The organism is Oribacterium sp. P9, from assembly GCF_046365365.1.
Lineage (GTDB): Bacteria > Bacillota > Clostridia > Lachnospirales > Lachnospiraceae > Oribacterium.
The window spans coordinates 13,231-28,878 of record NZ_JBKEIS010000001.1; the positions used below are offsets into that span (position 1 = coordinate 13,231).

16 protein-coding genes and 1 pseudogene are annotated in these 15,648 nt (G+C 46.7%); 16 read left to right on the forward strand and 1 reads right to left on the reverse strand.

All coding sequences use genetic code 11. The features are described from left to right. The first annotated feature begins 109 nt into the window (after positions 1 to 109). The 3 genes from ACK8P7_RS00070 to guaA all read left to right on the forward strand — a co-directional run bounded on the left by ACK8P7_RS00070 (position 110) and on the right by guaA (position 4,944). Positions 110 to 1,474 (forward strand): NCS2 family permease, encoded by a 1,365-nt coding sequence (locus tag ACK8P7_RS00070; RefSeq protein WP_410042212.1) that lies wholly within the window; start codon positions 110 to 112, stop codon positions 1,472 to 1,474. 420 nt (positions 1,475 to 1,894) lie between these two features. Further along, a complete protein-coding gene (gene mgtE, locus ACK8P7_RS00075; RefSeq protein WP_410042213.1) occupies positions 1,895 to 3,289 on the forward strand; it encodes a magnesium transporter in 1,395 nt (464 codons plus the stop codon). A gap of 113 nt (positions 3,290 to 3,402) precedes the next feature. Further along, positions 3,403 to 4,944, forward strand: coding sequence for a glutamine-hydrolyzing GMP synthase (gene guaA / locus ACK8P7_RS00080; RefSeq protein ID WP_410042214.1), 1,542 nt, complete (start codon positions 3,403 to 3,405; stop codon positions 4,942 to 4,944). Positions 4,945 to 5,236: 292 nt separating this feature from the next. Here the strand turns inward: guaA and ACK8P7_RS00085 are convergent, their stop codons facing one another. Then, positions 5,237 to 5,767 (reverse strand): helix-turn-helix domain-containing protein, encoded by a 531-nt coding sequence (locus ACK8P7_RS00085; protein ID WP_009247529.1) that lies wholly within the window; start codon positions 5,765 to 5,767, stop codon positions 5,237 to 5,239. A gap of 448 nt (positions 5,768 to 6,215) precedes the next feature. Between ACK8P7_RS00085 and ACK8P7_RS00090 the strand changes: the two genes are divergently transcribed. From ACK8P7_RS00090 to ACK8P7_RS00150, 13 genes and pseudogenes are all read left to right on the forward strand, one after another. Then, positions 6,216 to 6,404, forward strand: coding sequence for a transcriptional regulator (locus ACK8P7_RS00090; RefSeq protein WP_009247528.1), 189 nt, complete (start codon positions 6,216 to 6,218; stop codon positions 6,402 to 6,404). After that, complete coding sequence (locus ACK8P7_RS00095; RefSeq protein ID WP_009247527.1) at positions 6,405 to 7,496, forward strand: site-specific integrase; 1,092 nt, start codon at positions 6,405 to 6,407, stop codon at positions 7,494 to 7,496. It begins immediately after the preceding gene. After that, positions 7,486 to 7,821, forward strand: a pseudogene (locus tag ACK8P7_RS00100) (plasmid mobilization protein). The gene ACK8P7_RS00095 and the pseudogene ACK8P7_RS00100 overlap by 11 nt, the downstream one beginning before the upstream one ends. After that, positions 7,811 to 8,965, forward strand: a complete 1,155-nt coding sequence (locus tag ACK8P7_RS00105) for an AAA family ATPase (RefSeq protein WP_009247525.1) — start codon at positions 7,811 to 7,813, stop codon at positions 8,963 to 8,965. Before ACK8P7_RS00100 ends, ACK8P7_RS00105 begins: the two are co-directional and overlap by 11 nt. 319 nt (positions 8,966 to 9,284) lie before the next feature. Beyond that, positions 9,285 to 9,485 carry a hypothetical protein gene (locus tag ACK8P7_RS00110; protein WP_410042215.1) on the forward strand — a complete coding sequence of 67 codons (201 nt, stop codon included), beginning with the start codon at positions 9,285 to 9,287 and terminating at the stop codon, positions 9,483 to 9,485. Positions 9,486 to 9,511: 26 nt separating this feature from the next. Next, positions 9,512 to 9,889 carry a TnpV protein gene (locus ACK8P7_RS00115; protein ID WP_009247523.1) on the forward strand — a complete coding sequence of 126 codons (378 nt, stop codon included), beginning with the start codon at positions 9,512 to 9,514 and terminating at the stop codon, positions 9,887 to 9,889. 453 nt (positions 9,890 to 10,342) lie between these two features. Then, positions 10,343 to 11,887, forward strand: a complete 1,545-nt coding sequence (locus tag ACK8P7_RS00120) for an ATP-binding cassette domain-containing protein (RefSeq protein ID WP_009247522.1) — start codon at positions 10,343 to 10,345, stop codon at positions 11,885 to 11,887. An 84-nt stretch (positions 11,888 to 11,971) separates the two neighbouring features. Next, the gene (locus ACK8P7_RS00125) at positions 11,972 to 12,469 is read left to right on the forward strand and encodes a nucleotidyltransferase domain-containing protein (protein ID WP_009247521.1); all 498 of its coding nucleotides are present in this window, start codon (positions 11,972 to 11,974) and stop codon (positions 12,467 to 12,469) included. A 434-nt stretch (positions 12,470 to 12,903) separates the two neighbouring features. Then, positions 12,904 to 13,143 (forward strand): hypothetical protein, encoded by a 240-nt coding sequence (locus ACK8P7_RS00130; protein ID WP_410042216.1) that lies wholly within the window; start codon positions 12,904 to 12,906, stop codon positions 13,141 to 13,143. 11 nt (positions 13,144 to 13,154) lie between these two features. Further along, positions 13,155 to 13,535 carry a hypothetical protein gene (locus ACK8P7_RS00135; RefSeq protein ID WP_410042217.1) on the forward strand — a complete coding sequence of 127 codons (381 nt, stop codon included), beginning with the start codon at positions 13,155 to 13,157 and terminating at the stop codon, positions 13,533 to 13,535. A gap of 150 nt (positions 13,536 to 13,685) precedes the next feature. Further along, positions 13,686 to 13,946: a hypothetical protein gene (locus ACK8P7_RS00140; RefSeq protein WP_410042218.1), complete on the forward strand. Its 261-nt coding sequence runs from the start codon at positions 13,686 to 13,688 to the stop codon at positions 13,944 to 13,946. Further along, positions 13,943 to 14,398: a hypothetical protein gene (locus ACK8P7_RS00145; RefSeq protein WP_410042219.1), complete on the forward strand. Its 456-nt coding sequence runs from the start codon at positions 13,943 to 13,945 to the stop codon at positions 14,396 to 14,398. The genes ACK8P7_RS00140 and ACK8P7_RS00145 overlap by 4 nt, the downstream gene beginning before the upstream one ends. Positions 14,399 to 14,435: 37 nt before the next feature. Beyond that, positions 14,436 to 15,578 (forward strand): hypothetical protein, encoded by a 1,143-nt coding sequence (locus tag ACK8P7_RS00150; RefSeq protein WP_410042220.1) that lies wholly within the window; start codon positions 14,436 to 14,438, stop codon positions 15,576 to 15,578. The last annotated feature ends 70 nt before the right edge of the window (positions 15,579 to 15,648 follow it).

Consider the following 15,648-nt stretch of genomic DNA (forward strand, 5'->3'; position numbering starts at 1 on the left):
GGGGTGACGAGTGCTGTTTTAATTGCCAAACTACCAGCACTGGTCAAATGTAACCTGTGGATGGCGCAGAATCAGCTCTGTGCCGTTTAAAACAAGGAGGCTATTTCGTATGGAAAAGTTTTTCAAGCTGAAAGAAAAAGGTACGGATGTACGTACCGAGATGATTGCCGGTATCACGACATTCATGACCATGGCCTATATTCTGGCCGTTAACCCGAGCATCCTCGGAGCCACTGGCATGGACTCCGGTGCGATCTTCACGGCGACAGCATTGGCTTCGGCGATCGCGTCGTTCTGCATGGCATTTCTCGCAAACCTTCCGTTTGTACTGTCAGCAGGTATGGGACTCAATGCGTACTTCGCGTACACCGTCGTTCTGGGCATGGGCTACTCCTGGGAGGTTGCGCTGACCGCTGTATTTGCAGAGGGTCTCGTCTTCATCCTTCTGTCACTGACGAACGTTCGTGAGGCGATCTTCAACGCGATTCCGCAGACACTGAAGTATGGTGTTTCCGTCGGTATCGGTCTGTTCATCTGCTTCATCGGTCTTCAGAACGCCCACATCGCAGTGGATTCTGCCACACTTGTGACCATCTTCAGCTTTTCACAGTCTGTAAAGGCTGGTACCTTTAACTCAGAGGGTATCACCGTACTGCTGGCACTGATCGGTATCATCATCACCGGCTACCTCGTGATCAAGGGTGTAAAGGGTAACATCCTGATCGGTATCTTCGTGACCTGGATCCTCGGTATTCTCTGCCAGCTGGCAGGCATCTACGTACCGAATCCGGATGCCGGCTTCTACAGCCTGATCCCGTCCGGTGTCGTTTCCATGCCTGCATCGATTGCACCGACCCTGTTCAAGTTTGATTTCTCCATCATCGCAGAGCATCCGCTTGACTTCTTCTCGGTACTGTTCGCATTCCTGTTCGTCGATATCTTCGATACACTCGGCACCCTGATCGGCTGTGCTTCCAAGGCAGACATGCTCGATAAGGATGGCAAGCTTCCGGAGATCAAGGGCGCACTGCTCGCAGACTCCATCGGTACCATGGTAGGTGCCTGCCTCGGTACTTCCACCATCACGACCTTCGTTGAGTCCAGCTCCGGTATCGCAGAGGGTGGCCGTTCCGGTCTCACCGCGGTCGTTTCTGGTCTCTTCTTCCTGCTTGCACTGTTCTTCTCCCCGATCTTCCTGGCGATCCCGAGCTTCGCGACCGCTCCGGCACTGGTCATCGTCGGATTCCTGATGATCCAGCAGGTCGTAAAGGTAGAGTGGGATGACCTTCTCGAGGCGATCCCGGCATACATCGCGATCTTCGCGATGCCGTTCCTGTATTCCATCTCCGAGGGTATCTCGCTCGGTATCATCTCGTACGTGCTGCTTCACGTACTGTCCGGAAAGGGCAAGTCTGTCACACCGCTGATGTATGTACTGGCGATCCTCTTCGTACTGAAGTACGCTATGCTGTAAACCTTCGTTTTACCACCGCCGGGGGCGCTTGCCCCGGCGGTTTTTTGATGTTATAGTTAATATGAAAAAAACTGAACAAAGGAGGATAAGTATATGGACAGTTGTGATAGTGGAAGTCGAAGTACACAGAATGATGGATTCGGGCTTGTATACTATGTGAACGCAGAGCACTTAGGCCTCTTTTGCAGGCGTCATGAGTGATTCGTACCGAATCGGTCGCTGATTGATGATGAACAGCCTGGTATGCCTTTTGTATGTCGGAGGCGGAGCAGCTGTAAAATCCATTGATTGATGCGCCCTTATATAGGATAGAAGCCTTCATCCATCGCTATGACTGAATTCACAACTTCTGATTGTGCACAGCTTTTGTGACGATGGATTTTTTGTGCCCTTTTTTCGGGGGAGAAAGGAGGCTTCATCATGATGAAGGAAGTTTTAAAGGAACCTGTATTTACGGAGGAGATCGTAGACATCGTCCGCTCATCGCACTCCCTGGATGAGATGCGCGAGGAGCTCCGCGGCTACCATGAGAACGATATCGCGCAGAGCTTCGAGCTTCTGAACCGGGCGGAGCGGAATCTGCTTTATACGGCGCTCGATGCGGAGTGGCTCGCGGAGGTTATTTCCTATCTGGATAATCCGTCCGAGTATATCGAGGAGATCGGGATCGTGAAGCTCGCGGAGATCATCAACGAGATGGACGCGGATGATGCGATCGATCTCTGGGAGGATATCGACGAGAGCGTGCGCGTCAAGCTTCGTCCGATGATCGACGACGAGACGAAAACCGAGATCCGCCTCATCAATTCCTACGATGACGACGAGATCGGAAGTCTCATCACGACGAACTATATCCGCATCCGTCGGAATCTGACGATCCGCCAGGCGATGCACGAGCTCATCCAGCAGGCCGGTGATAATGACAATATCTCCACCATCTATGTGGTGGATGACCGCAAGCGTTTCTGCGGCGCCATCAATCTGAAGGACCTCATCATTGCCCGCGACAACGTGCCGCTCGAGACGCTCATCAGTGATTCCTATCCGTACCTGATGGACCACGAGAAGATCTCGGAGAGCATCGAGAAGATCAAGGACTACGCGGAGGATTCCCTCCCGGTGCTGAACCAGGATCACCGGATCGTCGGTATCATCACGGCGCAGGATGTCACCGAGGCGGTCGACGACGAGATCAGTGAGGACTACGCAAAGCTGGCAGGTCTCTCCTCCGAGGAAGATCTGAACGAGACCACGCAGGAGAGTGTGAAGAAGCGTCTGCCGTGGCTCGTCATCCTGCTCTTCCTCGGCATGGTCGTATCCTCAGTGGTCGGTGCCTTCGAGGGCGTCGTGGCGATCCTGCCGATCGTCATCTGCTTCCAGTCACTGATCCTCGACATGGCCGGTAACGTCGGCACCCAGTCGCTCGCGGTGACGATCCGCGTGCTGATGGACGAGAACCTCGATGCGAAGGATAAGTGGCACCTGATCGCGAAGGAAATGAAGGTCGGCTTCTGCAACGGCACCCTGCTCGGTGTGCTGTCGGTAATCTGTCTCGGCGTGTACATCGCGATGTTTAAGGGCTACACCTTCGGAAGGGCAATGCTGATCTCCGGATGCGTAGGCATTTCCCTGCTCGTGGCGATCGTCATCTCGAGCCTGGTCGGCACCCTGGTGCCGCTGTTCTTCCATAAGGTGAAGGTAGACCCGGCGGTGGCGTCCGGTCCGCTGATCACGACCGTGAACGACCTCGTGGCCGTTGTGACATATTATGGTCTCGCATGGCTGCTCCTCATCGAGATGCTGCATATTGTATAAAATATAATTCGTATCTTGCGCATGAAAGGAGCGTCGCATATAATAATTTAATGACAAAAAATCTTCCGTTTTGATGTTTTAAATAGAAGAATGTATGCTAGCAAAGGAGCGTTATGGCAAAAGAACTCGTCGTCGTACTGGACTTCGGTGGACAGTACAACCAGCTAATCGCAAGACGAATTCGTGATCTCGGTGTCTATGCCGAGGTGCATCCGTCTTCCATGGGCCTCGATCAGTTGAAGGCTCTGAACCCGAAGGGAATCATCTTTACCGGCGGACCGCAGTCCGTGTATAAGGAAGAGTCCCAGCATATCGACCCGGCCATCTTCTCGATGGGAATCCCGATCCTCGGCATCTGCTACGGTGCACAGCTGATCGCGTATGAGCTCGGCGGCGTCGTTAAGACCGCACCGGTTTCCGAGTATGGTCACACGAAGGTGCTCATCGATCGTCAGGATTCTGTACTGCATGGCATCTCTGAGGAGACCACGATGTGGATGTCCCACACGGATTACATCGCCGAGGTACCGGAGGGCTTCCATATCATCGCCCATACCGCAGACTGTCCGGTGGCCGGCATGGAAGATCCGGCACGTCAGATCTACGCCGTACAGTTCCACCCGGAGGTACAGCACTCCGTCGAGGGACACAAGCTCTTCCATAACTTCCTGTATGATGTCTGCAAGTGCGCAGGCGACTGGAAGATGGAGACCTTCGTACAGGATAAGATCCAGGAGATCCGCGAGACCGTAAAGGATGGTAAGGTACTGCTCGCACTGAGCGGCGGTGTCGATTCCTCTGTAGCCGCGACCCTGATGGCAAAGGCCATCGGTAAGCAGCTGACCTGTGTATTCGTTGATCACGGTCTCCTTCGTAAGAACGAGGGCGACGAGGTCGAGTCCATCTTCGGACCGAACGGCCAGTATGACCTCAATTTCATCCGTGTGAATGCCGGACCGGAGTACTTCGAGAAGCTCGCCGGCGTGACCGAGCCGGAGCAGAAGCGGAAGATCATCGGTGAGCAGTTTATCCGTGTCTTCGAGCGTGAGGCGAAGAAGATAGGTGCCGTCGATTTCCTCTGCCAGGGAACGATCTATCCGGACGTCGTAGAATCCGGCCTCGGCAAGGGCGCTGTGATCAAGTCGCATCACAATGTCGGCGGCCTGCCAAAGGATGTCGAGTTCAAGGAGATCATCGAGCCGTTACGCCTCCTCTTCAAGGACGAGGTTCGTCGTGTCGGCCTCGAGCTCGGACTGCCGGAGTATCTCGTATACCGTCAGCCGTTCCCAGGCCCAGGTCTCGGCGTACGTATCATCGGAGAGGTCACCCCGGAGAAGGTGCGCATCGTACAGGACGCCGACGCCATCTACCGTGAGGAGATCGCGAAGGCCGGTCTCGATCGTCAGATCAACCAGTACTTCGCAGCGCTCACGAACGTCCGCTCCGTCGGCGTCATGGGTGACTTCCGTACCTACGACTATGCCGTCGTACTGCGTGCCGTCGAAACCGACGATTTCATGACCGCAGAAGTGACGAACATCCCGTTCGAAGTACTCAAGAAGTGCATGAACCGCATCATCAACGAAGTAAAGGGCGTAAACCGCGTATTCTACGATCTTACGAGCAAACCGCCTGGAACCATCGAACTCGAATAAATCGAGTTGCTTAAAAAAGCCAGTGTTTATGCGGGTTTCAGCGATTTCGATTAGTCTTTTGATAACAAATTGATAACAGTCATAGCAAGTGCCATTATTCTTGTTATCCAGTGGTTTATGGGTAACGGAACAATTAACAGGTGGCTTGCAGACTAAAGTTCGGAGCTTGGCTCTGAACAAATTCCATATTATAAACTAAGCCCTTAGCTGTGGTTAATAACCATAGTTAAGGGCTTTTTTGTCGTTGCCAAAGCATCTGTAGGGAGCTGCCAGTGGCAGGTCCTGTAGGTGCTTATTTATCTTTCAAGTGGTCTTTGAATGCTTCCACGAGAGCGTCACTTAATTCCTGTGATGGAACTTTTGCCCAACGCTGTGTGGTGTCGAACTCTGGATAATGGTAACGCCAGTTATCGTATTCTTCTCTGTTGATTTCTTCGGAAGATAGCTTGTCTGCCTGTTCTTTCCAAGCATACAGCATTTTGAGGAGTTCATATGCTTCTCTGCCTTTGTCCTTGTTGACCTTTAAGCATACCTCTCCGTCTGCTTCACTGACAGTAAGACCGTAAATATCTTCAAGGGTAAACAGAGTGTGCATAAGACCGATATAGCTGTCTATGTCAGGAACATCAAGAGCCTGTGGAGAAACATCAAGCACCTGTGCCAATGCATTTGTAAGGTCTGCTTTCGGTTTGCGTGTACCAGTTTCGTACTGTGCCAAACGCACATCAGCACTCTTTTCTGGAAAACCGATTGCTGTACCGAGATACTTTTGTGTCATACCACGCATTAGTCTGAAAAAATGTATTCTTTCGCTGATAGCCATAATGATACGCTCCTTTTATATTTAGTGAAATAAGTATAGCAGAAATGTTTAGTGGAAGTCAAGAAAAACCGAAACAAAAATGTTTAATATTTTCTTTGCAACCACTTGACAATAGCAAATATGTTTAGTAAAATAAATTACGAATTAAACAAATATGCTTAATGCGACAACTGAATGACCGTCCGAAAAGCCAAACCGCCAAGACCTCGTCGGAGCAAGTTCCGTATCGTTCGCTTGTGTGCAAGCACAAAAGCTCATTCGCTGCACTGCTCCTCCTCTTCCCCAAAAGTCTCCGACTTTTCGGGAACCCCTATACGAGCGAGCGCCTGATGTACTGCGGTGCATTGGGACAGCACAGCGCCTGCCGACAAGCAGGAGTGCCTGTTGGAACTTTAACACGGAGAAAGCGGCAAGCAAAAAATTATTTTAAGAAAGGAAGAAAAAGGATATGGAAAACAGATTTATCCGAGCCGAAGATGTGGCTCAGGAACTAAACGTATCAAAACCTTATGCATATAAACTCATCAGACAATTAAATGAGGAATTGAAAGCAAAGGGCTTTATTACGATTGCAGGGCGTGTAAATCGCCAGTATTTTTACGAAAGGCTCTACGGAGCAGGAAAGGGGGAAATGTAAATGCCGGTATTTAAGAATGAAGATAACGGTACTTGGTATGTGATGGCAAGGTATGTGAACTGGAAAGGGGAACGCAAGCAGAAATGCAAGCGTGGCTTTGCTACCAAACGAGAAGCACAGGAATGGGAAAGAATGTTCAAATTGCAGACTTCTTCAGACCTTGATATGAGTTTTGAAGCCTTTACGGAGCTTTATATCAATGATGTGAAGAACCGTTTGAAGGAAAACACGTGGCTTACCAAAGAGCATATCATACGCACAAAGATACTTCCGTATTTCGGGAAACTGAAAATCAGCGAGATTTCCACAAAGGAGATTATTACTTGGCAGAATGAAATGCTTGCCTATCGTGATGAGAAGAAAAAGCCTTATTCACAGACGTATCTGAAAACGCTGCACAATCAGTTGTCCGCCATTTTCAATCACGCTGTCCGCTACTATGAACTGCGTTCCAATCCTGCGGCAAAGGTGGGAAATATGGGACGTGAGGAACACAAGGAAATGCTGTTCTGGACAAAGGAAGAATACAAGAAATTCTCTTTTGAGATGATGGACAAGCCTGTTTCCTTTTATGCGTTTGAAATGCTTTACTGGTGCGGTATCCGAGAGGGCGAGCTGTTAGCTTTGACTCCGGCAGATTTCAACTTTGATAAGGAAACAGTCACAATCAATAAATCCTATCAGCGTTTGAAAGGGCAGGATGTGATTACTTCTCCGAAAACGAAAAAGAGCAACCGCACGATTAAAATGCCGAAGTTTCTGTGTGAGGAAATGAAAGAATATCTCGGTATGCTTTACGGATTGAAGAAGAAAGACCGTATCTTTACGGTGACGAAAAGCTATCTTCATCACGAGATGGACAGAGGGGCAAAGGCGGCAGGCGTGAAGCGTATCCGCATTCACGATCTCCGTCACAGCCACATTTCACTCTTGATTGATATGGGCTTTTCTGCGGTGGCGATTGCTGACCGAGTTGGTCACGAAAGTATTGATATTACTTATCAGTACGCACACCTCTTTCCGTCAAAGCAGATTGAGATGGCAGAAAAATTAGATGATTTAGGGAAAGGAGATTTTGAAAATGTCAGCTAAGAACAGAGATAACAAAAATCGTTGGAGGAATATCACAGTAGGGTTTCGAGTATCGCCCGAAGAAAACGAACTCATTAACAGAGCTGTAGCTCTATGAGGATTGCCAAAACAGGAGTATTGTTACCGCCGTTGCTTAAATCAGGATGTGGTGGTACAGGGCAATCCGAGAGTGTATAAGGCGTTGAAAACGGAATTTGCCACAGTCCTTGCGGAACTGAAAAGGATTGAAGCAGGAAAAGGTGTGGATGATGAACTGCTGAGTGTAATAGAACTGATTTCCATTATTCTCGGCGGTTTGAAAGGAGAGGATGCGAATGGAGAATAAAAAAGAAATGACTATTCCAAATGTATCTGCGGCAACAGATGCGGAACAGTCACTTTCCAAATGTACTGACAATAGTATAGTCAATCAGGATACGGATTTCAAGGGGTACGAGCAATCTTTTGAAGAAATGCAAAGGGAAATACTCAGACAGTTAGACCCTTCCTATCTGAAAACAGTATCAATGACAACGCTGTATGATACGGTGTTTGAGGTTCAGACACCACTTATCGACGGTCTGCTCCAAAGGGGAACTTACCTTTTCGTAGGTTCCCCGAAAGTGGGAAAGAGCTTTATGATGGCACAGCTTGCCTATCATATCAGCACAGGCACACCGCTTTGGGAGTATAAGGTGCGTAAGGCAACGGTGCTTTATTTTGCCCTTGAAGATGATTACCCACGTTTGCAGAAGCGATTGTTTCAGATGTTCGGTGCAAAGGAGACAGGCAATCTGTATTTCGCAACGGAATGTAAAACGGTCAATGGCGGACTGGAAGAACAGATAAGAGGGTTTATGAGGGAACACCCAGACACAGGCTTGATTATCATAGACACCTTAAAGCGTGTGCGTGAAGCAGGCGGAGCAGATTACAGCTACGCAAGTGATTATGATGTTGTGGCAAGGCTGAAAGCGTTGGCAGACAGTTACAAGGTTTCAATGCTTATTGTTCATCATACACGCAAACAAAAATCGGAAGATATATTCGATATGATTTCAGGCACGAATGGTCTGATGGGTGCGGCAGACGGTGCATTTGTTCTCAGTAAGGACAAGCGTACTTCCAACAATGCCACACTTGATGTTGCTGGCAGAGACCAGCAGGATATGAAAATCCATCTTGTAAGGGACAGCGAGCGATTGGTGTGGAACTTTGCAAAATCGGAAACGGAGATGTGGAAAGAACCGCCCGAACCTCTGCTTGAGAAGATAGCGGATACGCTCTTTTCGGAAAGTGACAGATGGGAAGGAACTGCTTCGGAACTTTGCGAAAGGCTTGCGGTGGATATAAAGCCGAATGTACTTTCTTTAAGGCTCAGTATCAACGCAAGCAGGCTGTTTCGTGATTACGGTATCCGTTATCAGAACAGCCGCACACACGACGGAAGAAAGGTTTCACTTTGGAAAGAAACCGAGCAGACGGCGTGACAAACGGTGTCAAAGGTGTCAATGTTTTTGAGAGCAGCACGCTGTGAAAAACATTGTCACCATCGTCACACTTTGACACCGGATAAAGTTTAGGGGAGTGTGCAGAGAGTGCCTTTTCAAAGGCGGCTCTTTGGTCTCGCCTGCTGGCTCGGTCGGTTCGCAGGCGTGTGTGCCACCGGCACACGCTCACCCCTCGGAGAGCCTTCGGAGAACGCAAAACCTGTTTACAGGTCGCATTTTTGATGGGTGTACCCGTCAAAAGTGCTTTTGCGTTATTTTTGACAAAAGTAACAAAACCTGAGAATGTTGAAATTTACAGATGGGAGATGAAAAAATGCAGAGAACGATAAGTGCAATGGTCGGTAAAGGCTCGGTCAATCACAATAGCCGAAAGTTCCGAGCAGAAAATAAAGATTACAGCCTGCTCCGTAAGGTTTTTGGTCGCAAACAGATAGATGATTTGTTGGAGCAGGCAAGAACAGTTAAAGGTCGCAAGCGTGATAATACACGATCACGATAGACAAAAATCACAGGAGGAAAAGGAAAATGACAAAGACAATTTTTGAAGAAATGGGCGGAACTTATAGACAGGTGGGTGATTATTTATTGCCGAACATCACAGTACCAGCCGAAGAAGAAATAGAGCCGATTGGTTTATGGGGGAAACGACATGCAAGGCATTTAAAGGAACACTATAAAGTGTTATATATGAACCTGCTGACAAGCGGAAAGCTGCATAGTTATCTTGCAGAAGTCGATAAGCAAGCAGAGGATATGTTTCTTCGACTGGTAAAGGAATATGCCGACAGACAAGATGTGACGGAACAATTAAAGAAAGATAATCCCTACGAATGGATTGGAAGAATGAATAATATTCAGGCTTGTGTGAGGGAAGTTGTAGGAACGGAGTTGATTTACACATAAGCGTTTTACGGTATGGTGCTCCTGCGTTTGCTGGAGTGCTGTGGTTGTGGTTGTAAAGAGGTTGTGAAAGATTGAATTTCGTAATGGTTGGATGTATAATTAGGAAGTGAAAATTTTAATTTGCACTTCCATAAGGTGAAATGTATTGACACAAAAAATACAGTATGATAGTATTGCCATTAGAAGAAAGAAAGGCACATTTTGTGTAAGATGAGGAAATGATTAATAGATAATTTGATTTAAGTAAGACACATATAGTTATTGAGCCTGTAGAGAATAGGTTTGTTTTGTGTACGCTTAAGTTGGATTATCGCAAGAGGCATTTCCTTTGTTTTCCTTTTGGAAAAGAAATAAGGGTCTATTTAGCGAGTCTATTTTTGCGTATGCAAAAAAGACTCGTTTTTGTGTGTTCAAAATAATAATTGGCTCAGACTTCGAAAAGGAGAAACTTTAGTGTTGCAGATAAAAAAATTAAATTTAACACATAAAAAAGACCTGAGAATAATTCTTAATGATTTCAACCTTGTGCTAAATGATGGAGATAAGGCAGTTATTATTGGAGAAGAGGGAAATGGGAAATCGACATTAATGAAGTGGATATACAATCCGTCGCTTGTAGAAAACTATATAGAAGCAGATGGGGAAAGGATAATGGGACACGAACGTCTTGGTTATCTTCCGCAGGAGATGCTCGATGAAGATAAGGAAAAAACAATATACGAATATTTTTCTGAAGAGGAAATATTCTGGGAGAAAACGCCTAAAGAATTGTCTGTTATTGCGGGAAAATTTGGAATGAAAAATGATTTTTTCTACAGTAACCAGACAATGGGTAGTCTTTCAGGAGGCGAAAAAGTCAAGACACAACTTATGAGGCTTTTCATTCGCGATGTTTCTGTGCTGTTGTTGGACGAACCTTCCAATGACATCGACATTGCGACGCTTACATTACTGGAAAAAATCATAAATGACTGGAAGCACATTGTGCTTTTTATTTCACACGATGAAACGCTGATAGAGCGTACTGCCAACATGGTGATACATATCGAGCAGATTATACGAAAAACAAAGGCGAGATATACCGTGGCAAAGCTTCCCTATAGACGCTATGTGGAAGAACGGCTTCATAAATTTGAAATCCAAAAACAGCGGGCACTGAGTGACCGTAGGGAGAAAAAGATTCGCGATGAAAAATATCAAAGAGTTATGCAGAGTGTACAAGGTGCATTAAGAAGTTGTACCAGACAAGCACCGTCTGTTGCCAAAAACTTAAAGGACAAAATGCATACGGTTAAGGCAATGGAACGAAGATTTGAAAAAGAAGATGAAAATATGACTCAGATGCCGGAACAGGAAGAAGCAATCTTTGTCAAATTAGGGGATGAAAACTCACACATTCCCGCAGGAAAAACGGTCATAGAATATGAACTTTCAAAGCTTGTGACTCCGGATGGCAAAAGAATTTTAGCAGAAGGAATTCATTTAAAAATAAAAGGTTCAGAAAAAATCTGTATGATAGGAGCCAACGGGGCAGGAAAAACGACTCTTCTAAAAAAGATAGCGGAAGAACTCCTAAATCGGAATGACATTAAAGCAGAATATATGCCTCAAACTTATGAAGACCTGCTGGATTTGGATGTTACACCGGTTGATTACCTTGATAAAACAGGAGATAAAGAAGAGCGTACAAGAATTAGAACATACCTTGGTTCACTTAAATACACACCAGATGAAATGGAGCATCCGATTCGGGAGTTATCAGGCGGACAAAAGGCGAAAGTGCTTCTCTTGAGGATGAGCTTAAGTGGTGCAAATGTTCTTATTCTGGATGAACCGACAAGAAATTTTTCACCATTGTCCGGTCCGGTAATAAGAAAAATGCTCCGAGAATTTCCGGGGGCTGTCATTAGCATTTCTCACGATAGAAAGTATATTGAAGAGGTGTGCGATAAAATATATCAGCTAAATCCTAATGGATTACAGCTAATTGGTGATTGATAACAAAAAGGATGAAAGACTGACAAATTTCAGGCTTTTAGTGAGTTGGAAAGCATACAAAGATTTGAATTTGGAGGATAGATTATGGTACGTACAGAAGATGCATGTGAAATTATAAAATATGCTTTGCAAAACGAAATTAAAGTATATTTAGATGGCGGATGGGGTGTTGATGCACTTCTTAAAAGAGAATCAAGAATACACAATGATATTGATTTGTTTGTTGAACTGAAACATTATCATGATTATATTTATGTGATTAAGCAGCATGGATTTGAGGAAGTAAATACTGATTATACAACGGATGGTCATACTGTCTGGAAAGATGATAAACAAAGAATCATTGATTTACATTGTTTTGAATTTACAGATGACGGAATTGTTTATGAGGGAGATATATTTCCATCAAAAACTTTTTCCGGTATTGGAAAAGTTGGAGATATAACTGTTTCTTGTATTGAACCATTGAGTCAGGTAATGCTTCATTTGGGATATGAACACGATAAAAATGATGTGCATGATGTGATGCTGTTGTGTGAAACATTTCAAATAGCAATACCAGATGAATATAAGGAAAAGTAAAATTTCAGTTTTGTGTTGAATCTCTAAGCAAAATAGCTTATAATTTGACATGCTACATATAGTTATTATCCACAGTTATCGAGTAGGTGTTATCAATGCCGATAACAAAATGATAACATTAGCTCGTATAGGCAGGATAATATGGATATATCAAATAATCAAAAGAACGAGAAACATTACAGAGAATAATTCCTAAACAAAAAGCGTTAGTCTTTGTAGAATTCGAATAATTTCTTAGAGGCTGAAACCCACGGATTTTCGCGGGTTTCAGCCTCTTTCTTTGTTCGGTGACAACCAAATGACAACCGGATAAAAAGGATACCATCCTTGACTCGGGGTATTGCGGATAAAATGACAATCGGTCAAGATTGACAAACTTATGAAAAATGTTATGCTGGTGGTGGGATATCCCACTACATCTGGAGGTAATCATTATGGAAGCAGTTAAAAATTATGATGTACATATCGACAGCAAAAAACGGGTAACTCTCCGTGGGGCTAGATATCAGTATTACAATGTCAAAGAATATGATAATGGATGCATTATGCTGGAACCTCGCGAACTGGCTATTCCAGAAGAGATTTCATCCAGAACCCTTTCTGGCATGGATCAGGCAATTCGTAACTTTAAGCTCGGTCAGGTATCGGATCCCGTGGACCTTTCTGATTTCTGAGGTATGGTGGGATGAAGTTTAATATCAGAATGGGCCTACCGGAAATGGAGGCTTTATGGTCGAGACTGCAGAAAGAGCATAGAGCGGGGACAATCAGTAAGATGGATGCTTCACTCTATAAAAAGTTAGGAAAGACGTTGAAACTTCTGGCCGAGAATCCAAGACATCCAGGCTTACAGACACATGATATTCCGGAATTGACGAATCGCTACGGGGAACGTGTCTGGCAGTCTTATCTAGAAAATAAAACAAGTGGAGCGATGCGGATCTATTGGGTATATGGACCGGATCAAGAGTCTATAACAATTATCGGGCTTGAGCCGCATCCGGAAGATAAGAAAAATGGTGCTTATACTCGAATAGCGCTTTCAGAACTGCCTCCACTTGAGTAATTTTCGTTACCTGAATATCCAACTCTATGCTATACTGGTTACATGTCGAACTCGAATAAACACACGAATCCCTGTAAGTCTTGAAAGGACAAGGTTTACAGGGGTTTTTCATATCCGCTGGGTAAAATGTACGGAGAAGAGGTAAGAGTTATGTCCAGTGAAATCAGACAGAGAAAGATGCTGCCCAGATATATCGAGGTACGCAACGCAAAGGTTCATAACCTGAAAAATATAGATGTAGATATTCCGCTGCATGAAATCGTAGCGATTGCCGGTGTCTCCGGCTCGGGAAAATCCTCGCTTGCACTTGGTGTGCTGCATGCGGAGGGATCCCGCAGATATCTGGAATCGCTCTCCACTTATACGCGCCGGCGGATGACGCAGGCGGAACAGGCGTCGTTCAGACCGTGAACGAGGCCGCGCTGGTGCCGGATGATACCAAAACAATCGACGAAGGTGCAGTGGTCGTCTGGGGAACGCTCATGTGGTCGCTGATGAAGGATATCGTGCGGACGATGGGCGTGCGGACCGACGTGCCGTTCCGTGACCTCACGCCGGAGGAAAAGGAAATTGTTTACCACGGCGAGCTGAAAAAGCATCACATCCACTATGTCAATCCGAACACGCTGGAACCCACGGAGATGGACTTTACTTATTACAGCGCAGTTAATTCCGTGAAGAATTCCCTTGCCAAGGTCAAGGACGAGAAGGGAATGAAGCGTCTCGAAAAATATCTGGAAGAAGACGTCTGCCCGGACTGCCATGGATCACGGCTCTCGGATGCGGCCCGCGCGCCACGGCTTCGGGGGATCGGCCTCGATGAGGCGGCAGGATGGGAATTCCGTCATCATTGTCGATCATGACACGCAGGTTTTGAAGCACGCTGACTGGATGATCGAGATGGGAAAAGGAGCCGGCGCAGACGGCGGTACGGTGATTTCCGAGGGAACCATCGAAGATATTTCTAAGAATCCGCAGTCTGTCATCGGGCCGTTCCTTTCCGATCAGTATGAAGCACGAATCCGTCCGGTTTTGCAGACGGCTTCGATGTTTGAGAAAGGCACCATACATCTGGAAACAGGGACGATTCATACGGTGCATCCTCTGGATGTGCGGATACCAATGGGGCGGCTTACCGTCGTGACGGGCGTTTCCGGTTCCGGCAAGACGACGATGGTGCTCGAAAGCCTGATTCCGGCTCTGAAGGCAAAGATCAGCGGACAGAATCTGCCGGGCCATGTGAAAAACATCGAAGCGGAGGGCATCACACAGGTCAAACTGATTGACGCGACGCCGATCGGTATCAATGTACGTTCGACGGTTGCGACGTACGCCAATGTGCACGACGAACTCAGAAAAGTGTACGCAAAAACAAAAGACGCAAAGGAACGCGCCTTCAAGGCCGGAGATTTCTCTTATAATACGGGAAAACTCCGCTGCCCGACCTGTGATGGTACAGGGGATATCTCGCTGGATGTTCAGTTTCTGCCTGACGTGAAGATTCCCTGCCCGGACTGCCGGGGCTCCCGGTACAGCAGAGACGCTTTTGATATCCGCAGAAAGGCAAAGGACGGGAATGAATACAGTCTGCCGGAACTCATGAATATGAGCGTGGATCAGGTGATGCACGCCCTCGGCGGACTGAAACTCGTGCAGCAGCGGCTGCAGGTGCTGCACAGCTTAGGGCTCGGCTATCTGACCCTCGGGGAGGAAACACCGGGACTTTCCGGCGGTGAAGCGCAGCGCTTAAAGCTTGCCAGCGAGATGGGAAAAGGCCAGAGCGACGCTGTGTTTGTTTTTGATGAACCGACGATCGGTCTGCATCCGCAGGATGTGAAGACGCTGCTGCTTGTTTTTCAGACGTTGATCGATCATGGAGCGACGGTCGTTGTCATCGAGCATGACCTTGATGTCATTAAAAATGCTGATTACATCATCGACATGGGGCCGGGCGGCGGAAAGGAAGGCGGCCGAATCGTGGCCTGCGGGACACCAGATGAAATCAAACAGATAGATGAAAGTATCACCGGGCATTACATATAAAAGATAAATAAATCTTGCGTAATATATGCCCTGAATTTGTCTTTAGAAAAATTTAATGGGGTCAGACCCC

What these genes read in the sequence shown, in the direction of transcription:
- ACK8P7_RS00105 (WP_009247525.1), top strand. Translation starts at nt 7,811, where the DNA reads ATGGAGAATAAAAAAGAAATGACTATTCCAAATGTATCTGCGGCAACA.
- ACK8P7_RS00115 (WP_009247523.1), top strand. Translation starts at nt 9,512, where the DNA reads ATGACAAAGACAATTTTTGAAGAAATGGGCGGAACTTATAGACAGGTG.
- ACK8P7_RS00135 (WP_410042217.1), top strand. Translation starts at nt 13,155, where the DNA reads ATGAAGTTTAATATCAGAATGGGCCTACCGGAAATGGAGGCTTTATGG.
- ACK8P7_RS00150 (WP_410042220.1), top strand. Translation starts at nt 14,436, where the DNA reads ATGGGAAAAGGAGCCGGCGCAGACGGCGGTACGGTGATTTCCGAGGGA.
- ACK8P7_RS00125 (WP_009247521.1), top strand. Translation starts at nt 11,972, where the DNA reads ATGGTACGTACAGAAGATGCATGTGAAATTATAAAATATGCTTTGCAA.
- guaA (WP_410042214.1), top strand. Translation starts at nt 3,403, where the DNA reads ATGGCAAAAGAACTCGTCGTCGTACTGGACTTCGGTGGACAGTACAAC.
- ACK8P7_RS00090 (WP_009247528.1), top strand. Translation starts at nt 6,216, where the DNA reads ATGGAAAACAGATTTATCCGAGCCGAAGATGTGGCTCAGGAACTAAAC.
- mgtE (WP_410042213.1), top strand. Translation starts at nt 1,895, where the DNA reads ATGATGAAGGAAGTTTTAAAGGAACCTGTATTTACGGAGGAGATCGTA.
- ACK8P7_RS00070 (WP_410042212.1), top strand. Translation starts at nt 110, where the DNA reads ATGGAAAAGTTTTTCAAGCTGAAAGAAAAAGGTACGGATGTACGTACC.
- ACK8P7_RS00140 (WP_410042218.1), top strand. Translation starts at nt 13,686, where the DNA reads ATGTCCAGTGAAATCAGACAGAGAAAGATGCTGCCCAGATATATCGAG.
- ACK8P7_RS00110 (WP_410042215.1), top strand. Translation starts at nt 9,285, where the DNA reads ATGGGAGATGAAAAAATGCAGAGAACGATAAGTGCAATGGTCGGTAAA.
- ACK8P7_RS00085 (WP_009247529.1), bottom strand. Translation starts at nt 5,767, where the DNA reads ATGGCTATCAGCGAAAGAATACATTTTTTCAGACTAATGCGTGGTATG.
- ACK8P7_RS00130 (WP_410042216.1), top strand. Translation starts at nt 12,904, where the DNA reads ATGGAAGCAGTTAAAAATTATGATGTACATATCGACAGCAAAAAACGG.
- ACK8P7_RS00095 (WP_009247527.1), top strand. Translation starts at nt 6,405, where the DNA reads ATGCCGGTATTTAAGAATGAAGATAACGGTACTTGGTATGTGATGGCA.